The organism is uncultured Dialister sp., assembly GCF_900541605.1.
GTDB lineage: Bacteria > Bacillota > Negativicutes > Veillonellales > Dialisteraceae > Dialister.
Genome location: NZ_UQKJ01000070.1, coordinates 1 through 9,995, shown reverse-complemented (window position 1 = coordinate 9,995; position 9,995 = coordinate 1). Strand labels below are relative to the sequence as shown.

The 9,995-nt window shown below is 57.1% G+C and carries 9 protein-coding genes; 3 read left to right on the top strand and 6 right to left on the bottom strand.

What is annotated here, in order from left to right; translation table 11 throughout:
- Nucleotides 1–61: 61 nt before the first annotated feature.
- The 4 genes from QZR21_RS06055 to QZR21_RS06040 form a co-directional block, all read right to left on the bottom strand.
- Entirely contained in the window at nucleotides 62–1,255 is a 1,194-nt protein-coding gene (locus QZR21_RS06055; protein WP_296974347.1) for a type II secretion system F family protein, read from the bottom strand.
- Between the two features lie 763 nt (nucleotides 1,256–2,018).
- Entirely contained in the window at nucleotides 2,019–3,020 is a 1,002-nt protein-coding gene (locus QZR21_RS06050) for a type IV pilus twitching motility protein PilT (protein WP_296974344.1), read from the bottom strand.
- Nucleotides 3,021–3,024: 4 nt separating this feature from the next.
- On the bottom strand, nucleotides 3,025–3,204 hold the full coding sequence (locus QZR21_RS06045; RefSeq protein ID WP_296097627.1) for a hypothetical protein: 180 nt from the start codon (nucleotides 3,202–3,204) through the stop codon (nucleotides 3,025–3,027).
- A gap of 1 nt (nucleotide 3,205) precedes the next feature.
- A complete protein-coding gene (locus tag QZR21_RS06040; protein ID WP_296097628.1) occupies nucleotides 3,206–4,198 on the bottom strand; it encodes a GspE/PulE family protein in 993 nt (330 codons plus the stop codon).
- A gap of 304 nt (nucleotides 4,199–4,502) precedes the next feature.
- On the opposite strand from QZR21_RS06040, the gene QZR21_RS06035 reads away from it, so the two are divergent.
- From QZR21_RS06035 to QZR21_RS06025, 3 genes are all read left to right on the top strand, one after another.
- Complete coding sequence (locus QZR21_RS06035) at nucleotides 4,503–5,486, top strand: glycosyltransferase (protein WP_296974340.1); 984 nt, start codon at nucleotides 4,503–4,505, stop codon at nucleotides 5,484–5,486.
- Nucleotides 5,487–5,645: 159 nt separating this feature from the next.
- Nucleotides 5,646–6,017: a four helix bundle protein gene (locus QZR21_RS06030; RefSeq protein ID WP_296097632.1), complete on the top strand. Its 372-nt coding sequence runs from the start codon at nucleotides 5,646–5,648 to the stop codon at nucleotides 6,015–6,017.
- Nucleotides 6,018–6,100: 83 nt separating this feature from the next.
- Nucleotides 6,101–7,195 (top strand): GDP-mannose 4,6-dehydratase, encoded by a 1,095-nt coding sequence (locus tag QZR21_RS06025; RefSeq protein ID WP_296974337.1) that lies wholly within the window; start codon nucleotides 6,101–6,103, stop codon nucleotides 7,193–7,195.
- 632 nt (nucleotides 7,196–7,827) lie between these two features.
- Here QZR21_RS06025 and QZR21_RS06020 read toward each other — a convergent pair.
- Both QZR21_RS06020 and QZR21_RS06015 read right to left on the bottom strand, forming a co-directional pair.
- On the bottom strand, nucleotides 7,828–9,123 hold the full coding sequence (locus tag QZR21_RS06020; protein ID WP_296974334.1) for a glutathionylspermidine synthase family protein: 1,296 nt from the start codon (nucleotides 9,121–9,123) through the stop codon (nucleotides 7,828–7,830).
- On the bottom strand, nucleotides 9,123–9,638 hold the full coding sequence (locus QZR21_RS06015; protein ID WP_296974331.1) for a hypothetical protein: 516 nt from the start codon (nucleotides 9,636–9,638) through the stop codon (nucleotides 9,123–9,125). Before QZR21_RS06015 ends, QZR21_RS06020 begins: the two co-directional genes overlap by 1 nt.
- Nucleotides 9,639–9,995: the final 357 nt, after the last annotated feature.

Below are 9,995 nucleotides of genomic sequence, written 5' to 3'. Positions count from 1 at the left end.
GGGGGACGGCCAAAGGCCGGGGGATGGATTGCCGCGAAGCGGCTAAAAACATCGAACCTCCTCACCCTCCCATATGGCTTCCGGCGGCCTGGAATACCGGGAGCATGACGGAGAACACGAGAAACGCCGTCACAGCGCCGGTGAAGAGGAGAAGCGAAGGCTCCAGGACAGCCCGGAACCGGTGCAGCTTCCGCTCCGTTTCCTGGGAAAGGATATCTCCCCCGTGCTGGAGAAAACGGGGGAGCTCCCCGCTTTCCATGCCCACCCGGCAGAGGTGGCACACCAGGGGAAAGGCGAAGCCCCTTTCTCCCATGGCCCTGTCGAAGGGCTTTCCCGCTTCCAGCTGCCGGATCACCTCGGACAGCGCTGATGCAGCGGCCCTGTTATGGAGTACCTCCCTCACATCCCGGAGGGATTCCGACAGGGTCCTTCCGCTCTCCAGGAGGGCAGAGAGGGTGGTGCAGAACCGGATAAGCAGGATCCGGCGGTAGAATGTCCGGTGGTACAGGAAATGGTCCACCCGCTTCTTCCCTTCCTCGGTCATACAGAAAAGGATTCCTCCCAGCACCAGGAAAAGGAGAATCGAAAAGAGGAAGAACCCATAGTCCCGAAGCCAGAGCCCCAGTGACAGGGCCAGGGACGCCATCTTCGGCAGGGGAATGGACAGGGCCTCAAAGAGCAGGGCAAAGGAGGGGAGAATGAATGTGAGGATTACAAAGAAAAGGACCAGGGAGAAAAGGGTAGTGAAAAGGGGATAGGCCAGTGCCCGCTCCAGCTGCCGGATGAAACGGTCTTCCTTCTCATAGTACTTTGAAATCCGGTGGAGCTCCTCCGGCAGGGTGCCCGAAAGTTCTCCCACCTGGAGAAGGGAAATGAAGAAAGGCGGGAAACAGCGGACCCGTCGGAAACTGTCACCGATACCGTGGCCGGTGGCAATGGTTTTTCCTATTTCCCCAAGCACCTTTCTTTCCTTTGCCCCCATCTGCTCTTCCAGAAGGGCCAGGGAGTCCGTCATAGTGAGCCCCGCATCCAGGAGGGCCGCCCATTCTTCCGCCAGGAGGGACAGCTTCCGGCGGGAAGAAAAGGGCTGCCGGAAGGAGAGGAGCGCCTTTTCCTCCTTCTTTTCCTCCAGGTGGATAAGATGGAGATCCCGGGCAAAGACCTCCCGGGCCGCCTCTATCCGGGACTCCGCCTGCAGCCGGTCCTCCACGAGAACTCCGCTTTCATCGTAGGCTTTGTAAATGAATTCTTTCATCATCGGTACCTCGCTGGGGGGAGAATTGAGAATTGAGCGAAGAGAATTGAGGTCCAGGGCCGAAGGCCCGGAAGGGAAGAGTGAAGAGAGAAGAGGGAAGAGGGAAGAGTGCATTTGCCGCAGAGCGGCAGAAGGAGTCTGACGTCTGACCGCCTATAGGCAGCCAGATTCAGTACCAGTGATAGTATCCGCCAAAGGGCCCCCCTTAGAGAAGGGGGACGGCCAAAGGCCGGGGGATGGATTGCCGCGAAGCGTCTAAAGGAGCCTGACGTCTGACCGCCTATGGGCAGCCAGATTCAGCACCAGTGATAGTATCCGCCAAAGGGCCCCCCTTGGAGAAGGGGGACGGCCAAAGGCCGGGGGATGGATTGCCGCGAAGCGGCAGAAGGAGTCTGACGTCTGACCGTCTATAGGCAGCCAGATTCAGTATCAGTGATAGTATCCGTCAAAGGGCCCCCCTTGGAGAAGGGGGACGGCCAAAGGCCGGGGGATGGATTGCCACGAAGCGGCTAAAGGAGTCTGACGTCTGACCGCCTATAGGCAGCCAGTTTCAGTACCAGTGATAGTATCCGTTAAAGCGTTCCCCCTTAGAGAAGGGGGACGGCCAAAGGCCGGGGGATGGATTGCCGCGAAGCGGCTAAAGGAGTCTGACGTCTGACTGTCTGTCGTCTATTGGCCCCAAAGTCATCTATCCGTTACAGCCCGTATCCCTCGATCCCGGTCTCCATCTCATCAGCGGGCGCAGCCGCTGATGACCTCATCCTCACAGTTCCAGGGCCTTCATCATCCTGTCCCGTTCCCGTTCCGAGATATTCCGGAGGCCGTACACCGCCTGTTTCAGGGTGCGCATCTGGTTCAGTCCCATTTCCATGTACGAAGGGATCTGCTCTTCCTTTCCTTCCCGGATGAGGTGGGCGACGGCAGGAATATTGGTGAGAATTTCCCGGAGAAGCCAGGACTCCTTCCCGTTCCGATAGAGCCGCTGGGCCGCTACGGACCGCAGGTTGGCGGAGAGCAGGGCCCGGGTTTCTTCCTGCCGGTCCGCCGGGAAGGCATGAATGATACGGCCGATGGAGTCACTGGCCCTGGTGGTGTGGAGGGTGCCCAGGACCAGGTGTCCCGTCTCTGCGGCGGTCAGGGCGGCGGAGATGGTCTCTCCGTCCCGCATTTCACCGAGGGCGATGACATCCGGGTCTTCTCGCAGGGCATCCCGGATGCCGGAGGCGAAGTCCGGGACGTCCATGCCCACTTCCCGCTGGTGCACCAGGGCCTTTCCCGAGGAAATCACATATTCCACCGGGTCCTCCAGGGTCACCACGTGGCAGGGGCGGTGGCCGGCGATGAGGGTGAGGATCCGGGCCATGGTGGTACTCTTGCCGCTGCCGGAAGGACCGGTCACCAGCACCAGGCCATGCTCCAGAGCCGCCACCTTTTCTATCCAATCCTTGTCCGGGTCCTGGGAAATGGAGGACAGGGTGGGGAGGATACGGATGGCGGCAGCCTTTTTTCCCAGGGAATGGTACATGTGGATACGGAGGCGGCAGGACTCCAGGGAAGCTCCGGCGTCACAGGACCCCCGGATTTCCCAGTCCTTCTGTTTTTCTTCGTCCAGAAAACGGGCCGCCAGATCTTCGAAAAGGGAAGCGTCCGCCGTTTCCCGAAGCTTTTTCAGGCTGCCCTGGGTCCGTATCATGACAGCCGCCCCTTCCGTGACGTGAATATCGGTCATGGAAGGATATTGGGCAATCAATGCATTGATATCCATACCATCAATCCTCCCCTGCCAGAATCAAAGAAGCCTCTTTGGGGGAAATCCGGCCTTCCCTCACCAGGGCCAGCGCCGCTTCTCCCATGGACGGCTGTCCCTGCTCCTTCATACACTGCCGGAGGCCATCAGACGTGAATCCGTGATGGATGAGGTCCCGCTCCTTCCGGCCGATGGAAATCATTTCAAAAATCCCTGTCCGTCCCCGGATGCCCTCGTGGCAGGAGGGACAGCTCCCTTCCTCCCAGACCTCCATGCCTGCCATGGCCTTCGGGAAACCGAGGGAAGAGCATTCCTCTTCGGAAAGCTCCTTTTTCCGGCGGCACGCCGGGCAGAGGCAGCGCCAGCCGCTGGGCCATGACCAGGGACAGGGAGGCGGAAAGAAGGTAGGGGGCGATGCCCATATCCATGAGCCGCAATGGCGCATCGGAAGCGTGGTTCGTATGGAGCGTCGACAGCACCAGATGCCCCGTCAGCGCCGCATGGACCGCGATTTCCGCCGTTTCCCGGTCCCGGATTTCGCCGATCATGATGATATCCGGGTCCTGCCGCACAATGGACCGGAGACCGCTGCCGAAGGTGAGGCCCGCCTTCTCATTCACCTGTACCTGGGTAATGCCCGCCAGCCGGTATTCCACCGGGTCCTCCACGGAAATGATACTGAGCCCCTCCCGGTTCACCAGCTTCAGGGCTGCATAGAGGGTGGATGTCTTCCCGCTCCCCGTGGGGCCGCAGGTGAGGATCATGCCGCTCTTCCGGGTGAGGCATTTCCGGAAGACCTCCTCCTGCACCGGCAGCATGCCGAGGCGGCTCTTCTCGATGAAATCCACGTGGCTCGACAGGAGGCGGATCACGATATTTTCCCCGTACAGGGAGGGAAGGATGGAAATGCGGAAATCGCAGGACTTCCCATCGAAGGCAGCGGCGTAACTCCCATCCTGGGGCCGCCGGCTTTCGCCCACGTCCATATGGCCGATGACCTTGGACCGCACCGACAGGCCCGGCAGCATGGAAAGGGGCATGCGGAACCGCTCCCGCAGCCGGCCGTCCTCCCGGAAACGGACCCGAAGAAAGGCGGCCTGGGGCTCGATATGAATATCGCTGGCTCCCTCCGACGCAGCGCACGTCAGAATGCGCTCCAGTACCCGCTCTGCCGAACCTGCCCTGATTTCCTCCATAATGGCCTCCTTGAGAGTATAAAATGACCATTTTCCTTATTATAGCAATTAGAACAGGGCTGTGGCTATAGCCCCTTCGCGGCGGATTTGCATGCTGAGGAATAGAGCCATCCGCATGGGGCTTCTAGCGTCCAGCTGTTAGCCGTCAGGAAAACTCAATAGCCTGTGGCGCTTTCAGCAGTGCCGCCGCGGGACCTTAACTCTCAACTATCTAACCTCAACTCTCCCGGATATGGTACAATAAATAAGTTAAGCACATCGACAGATCCGGCGCGCCGGACGTTATGAAAGACCAGGAGATACCATGAGCAACGTTCTTTCCCATGCCATTACAGAGACCATCCATTTCGGGCGGAAGCCGGAGGAGGGGGATTTCCACATCGCCCTCACCGGTACCGCTGACTACATTCCCCACATGGGAGTGGTGGCCCTCACCGTCCATGCCCACAACAGGGACATGCCCATCTGCTACCATTTCTTCGTGAACCATCTGGAGGACGTAGAAAGGAAGCGGCTGGAAAAGGCGGCGGAAATCATGGACAGCCCCCTGGAAGTGCACCTCATCGATGACAGCGCCTTCAGGACCCTTCTTCTCTCCGACGGCGTGGCCGCCTTCTTCTACCGGTTCCTCGTGGCGCCGGCCATTGCCCCTGTGGCGGACCGGGTGCTCTACCTGGACGGGGACATGATGTGCCGGGGCTCTCTGAAGTACCTGCGGGACCTGGACTTCCAGGGCAATGACGTGGCCGTGGTGTCGGACCGGAAAGAAGAGCTCCAGATGAAGCGGGTCCACACGAAACGGTACTTCAACGCCGGCATGATGCTCATCAACATGAAACAGTGGATGGAAGAAAACTGGTTCGACGAGATCATCCACCGGGCGGAAGAAAACGTGAAGCGCGTCGGAAACCGCCTCTCCCATCACGACCAGGATATCCACAATGAAATGCTGGACGGGAAATGCCTGTACCTGGAAAAGAGATACAACTACCTCTACAACCTGGACCGGCAGTCCCTCTTCAAGAAACAGCCGGTGAACGAAGACTATAAGAACCAGGTCATCATCCACTTCGCCGGCCACGCGAAACCCTGGCACAGCTGGGTCCAGGACTGGCCGGTGGTGAAAGAATACGCCGCTATCCAGAAAGCATCCCCCTGGAAAGACGTACCCCTCGTAGAGCCAAAGGGCCGCAAAAACCTCCACCAGGCCGCCCGCACCGCCCGGATGAGAGGCAAGTACGGGGAAATGGTGAAGTATTATGTCAGGTACTTTGGGGAGAAGATATAGGGCTGAAAGATTAGAAGAATTGAGAATTGAGTGAAGAGAATTGAGGTCCCGCGGCTGCGCCGCAGATTTCTTTTTGATATCAGTTCTCTGAATGATCAATCATGTATTTTTACACCTTCGAAATTATAAACTTCGATATTCACCTTGGAGGCGATTGTCATGACTGATTACAAAGATTTAATTATCTGGCAGAAATCAAGACTTTTAGTTCGTACGGTCTATATACTGACCCGTAAATTACCTAAAGAAGAATTATTTGGCCTGACGAACCAGGTCCGTCGAGCTGTTGTCTCTATACCTTCGAATATTGCTGAAGGATTTAATCGTGGATCAGACAAGGAGTTTATTCATTTTCTCAGGATTGCAAAGGGCTCAGCAGCAGAAGTGGAAACGCAGCTGATTCTTTGCGTAGACCTGGGATACTTGGATTCCGATGATATTGTAGAGGCCATAAAGTTGTATAATGAAATTCTTAGAATGTTAGGAACACTTATCGTTAGAATTGAACAGAGGATAAATAAGAAAAGATGAGATCTGATAGTTGCGGCGAAGCCGCGGGACCTCAATTCTCAAAACTCAATTCTCAATTCTTTCTTTTCCATCAGGAGATCATCATGAAAACACCAGTCACATTAGAAAACAAAACCATTTTCATCACCGGTTCTGCCGGATTTATCGGGGCGAACCTGGTGAAGCGGCTCCTTTCTGTGAAGGGGATCCGCATCATCGGCATCGACAATATGAACGACTACTACGACGTATCCCTGAAGGAGTACCGTCTGAAGGAACTGGAGAACGAAAGCAAAGCCCATCGGGAGGCGGAGTATCATTTCATCCGGGGAAATATTGCAGATAAAGAGACCATTACCTCCATTTTCATCACCTGGCATCCGGATATCGTGGTGAATCTCGCCGCCCAGGCCGGCGTGCGGTATTCCATTACGAATCCCGACGTGTACATCGAGTCCAACCTCATCGGCTTCTACAACATCCTCGAAGCCTGCCGCCATTCCTATGATAACGGCGCCAAAGGCGTGGAGCACCTGGTCTACGCTTCCTCCTCCTCCGTCTACGGCGGCAATACGAAGGTCCCCTTCAGCACCGACGATAAGGTGGACCACCCCGTATCCCTCTATGCAGCCACCAAGAAGTCCGATGAACTCCTGGCCCACTGCTATGCAAAACTGTACAATATCCCCTCCACGGGCCTCCGGTTCTTCACGGTCTACGGCCCCGCCGGCCGTCCGGATATGGCCTACTTCGGATTTACCAATAAACTCCGGTATGGAAAGACCATCCAAATCTTCAATTACGGCCACTGCGAACGGGACTTCACCTACGTAGACGACATCGTAGAAGGGGTGGTCCGGGTCATGCAGGGCGCACCGGAAAGAAAGAACGGCGAAGACGGTCTTCCCATTCCGCCCTATGCGGTATATAACATCGGCGGCGGCCATCCGGAAAACCTCCTCCACTTCGTAGACATCCTGCAGCAGGAACTCCTCCGGGCCGGCGTCCTTCCGGAGGACTACGACTTCGAAGCCCATAAGAAACTGGTCCCCATGCAGCCCGGCGACGTTCCCGTCACCTATGCCGATACAAAGGCACTGGAAGAAGACTACGGCTACCGCCCTGCCACCACCCTCCGCGAAGGCCTCCGGAAATTCGCGGAATGGTATAAGGGGTACTATATGGGTAAAAAGAGTTGAGAGTTGAGGTTCTGCGGCTCCGCCGCCAGACCGGATAAGAGGAAATAAACCAATCGAAAAGGCCATTTTACAGAACTGCGGTACGCCGCACTTTTGTAAAATGGCCTTTTCAGTTACCCGATTTGGTACCAATCATTCTTCGTCAGACAGCAGCTCCGCCGCCATAGGAATCCTGATAACTCTACCTCTAAAACGTCCCATTGACTCTGCACGAGGCTCTCTTCCCAGAAGAGAGCTGCCAACGGCTGAGAGATGGTGATAGTTCCGGCCCGCAGGGTCCATTAGAATCCTAACCATCAGCCTACGGCGTTTCCAACCGCTAACCTCCGTCGCCTGGCGGCGCCACCTCCTTCCCAAGGAAGGAGGCTAACGATTAGCGGCTCCGCCGCCGTTGGGTTCCTAAAGACTCTACACCAAAAACGTGCCATTGACTCTGCATCAGGCCCCTTCCTCGGGAAGGGGCTCCCGCCAGGGTGGGGTTAGCTGATGGAATCGGCCCGCAGGGCCCTATTCCCTCGATCTCGGCCCCGGTCTCAATCTCATTTGCCCGCAGGGCCTGATCACCTAGACCTGGATCTAGATCCTCAGGGCCTCTGGCCCCATCTTCCTCGATCTCGGCCTCAACCTCGATCTCACATGACCACCGGAATCCAGTAGGCCTCGTTGCCTGCGATTTCTTCTTCGCTGAAACGGGCGTAAATCGCCGACGGTTTATCCCCCAGCATGAAGCAGGAGAGAGTCACGTATCCCTGGAGGATGCCCACGTCCGTCTTGGTGACGATGCTCTGCTGGTCTATGTACCGCTGGACCAGGGAAGATTCGCTGTCCCTCCGGACGATGTCTTCCTCGTCTTCCACCTGTTTCCGATGGATCACACGGCCCATGCCGTCGATGATGTCGATGCCCTTTCCTTCGCGCCCCCAGATGGGTTTCCGGATCCACTTCGAATCCTCCGGCATGTCCCCCAGCCGGAAGTCCCGCTGGAAATAGCATTCGGGGATATATTTCCGGATGGTCTCCTTTTCCCGGCTGCTGAAGAAGGACGCATCCACCTCCATGAGGGCGTACAGGAGGGCCTGGAATCCCTTGGACTGCATGATAATGGCCTCAGGCGGATTCATCATGGCGAACCGGTCATGCACGTAGCCCTCCATCATGAGCTCTCCCAGGGACGACCCGTCCTGGTCCGCTGTCTCTTCGATGAGGATTTCCATGGGATGCATGCGGTAGAGGAAGGACACTCTCCGCCCGTCGGGCAGGGCCACGCTGCCGTCTTCCATGACAGCCAGATTATAGAAGGTCTCGAAGAGGATATGATCCCGCACATCCTCCGGCACCGCCTCCTTCATGGCGTTCATGAGAAAGAGGGTGGTGCCGTAGTCCTCGATGTAGTCGTGGAAACAGGAGAAAAGGATGGGGTGCTCTTCCAGTTCCGCCGCCGACAGGTTCCCGCAGCACCGAAGGTACACGTCCAGGAGGAAACTCCGGAGCTCGCTCATGCCGAAGCCGTTGGGATTTCTCTTGCCGAAATACTTCGCCGCCACCCCGTTGGCGTAGTACGCCTCGATTTCCGCGCAGGGAGTGTCCGCATTGATTTCCACCATGTGGATGGCTCCCTTTTTGTCGATGACGAAATCAAACCGGGACAGCCACGTAGGCAGGTTCTTCATGGGATTCCCGTGGTGCAGGTATTTCCGAAGCTTTGCCGGAATTTCCATGGCGTCCAGGAAATCATCGTCCATATCCTTCACCCGGGCCACGGCCTTCGCAAAAATGCGGTACAGGTCGCCGCTCGCCTGCCGGAGCTCATCTACCTGCCGTTTCTCCATCACCAGGGGCAGGTGGGTAGGATACCGGAAAGGATACCCCGGGTACTCCACGTAGGGGAAAATATTCCGGTCCAGTTCATCCATAAATGTCTTTTCCATCAGGACGCACCTCCCCTGGCGCCGGCGCTGCCAAATCCCGTCTTTCCTCCCGCCGGGGCGGTGACCGTGGTCTTCCCGGAAGATTTCCCGGACTGGTAGGTGCTGCTGCCGTTGGTGTAATTGGGATTCTTCTTCTGCTCCGTGTAGGCAGGCCGGTCATTCAGCACGCTCCCCGTATTCCGGTCGTAGTGGCCGGAATAGCCGTTGATGCCGTGGAAAAGGAAATAGCTCATCATGAGCATGGGGAGAAGGCTGGACATGCCGGACACGTACTGGAGGTTGTCGTTATCATCCCTCCGGAAGGTGACCTCGTCACCGTTCTCGTACTTCGCGGTTTCCGTGCCGTCATCATTCTTCACGAGGCGATACTTCCGCCCCTTCTCGTCCGTGAGCACATCCCCCTGGTCCTGCTGGTCCTTCTGCTGCGTGGAACCGCAGCCCGCCATCATCACCGCCGCCCCGCTGACGGCCATAAAAGCCGCAAGAATAGCGGCGGTCTTTGCACTACGATACATGGGTAATGGGTACCTCCTAATGGAAAGAATTGAGAATTGAGTGTTGAGAATTGAGGTCCAGCGGCTCCGCCGCAGGTGTCATGTGGATGGCCACCGTGCGAACAGGCGGGGGCTTCTAGCTTCTAGCTGTTAGCAGCTAGGAAAGCCGGTCGGGCCCTTCGGGCCAGAACCGTTCCGCGGCTTCGCCGCGAAGGTGGCGGCGCACAGTTCATATAGCGCCGCCTTATGATTGGACCCATCAGCGGTTCCACCGCCATACCTTCTGTCTCTAACCGTTTATCGTCATCTCGAGCGGTGGCAGTATGCTATTGACACTATTCTTAAAATCGCTACAGCTACGATGAGTCGAGAGATCTC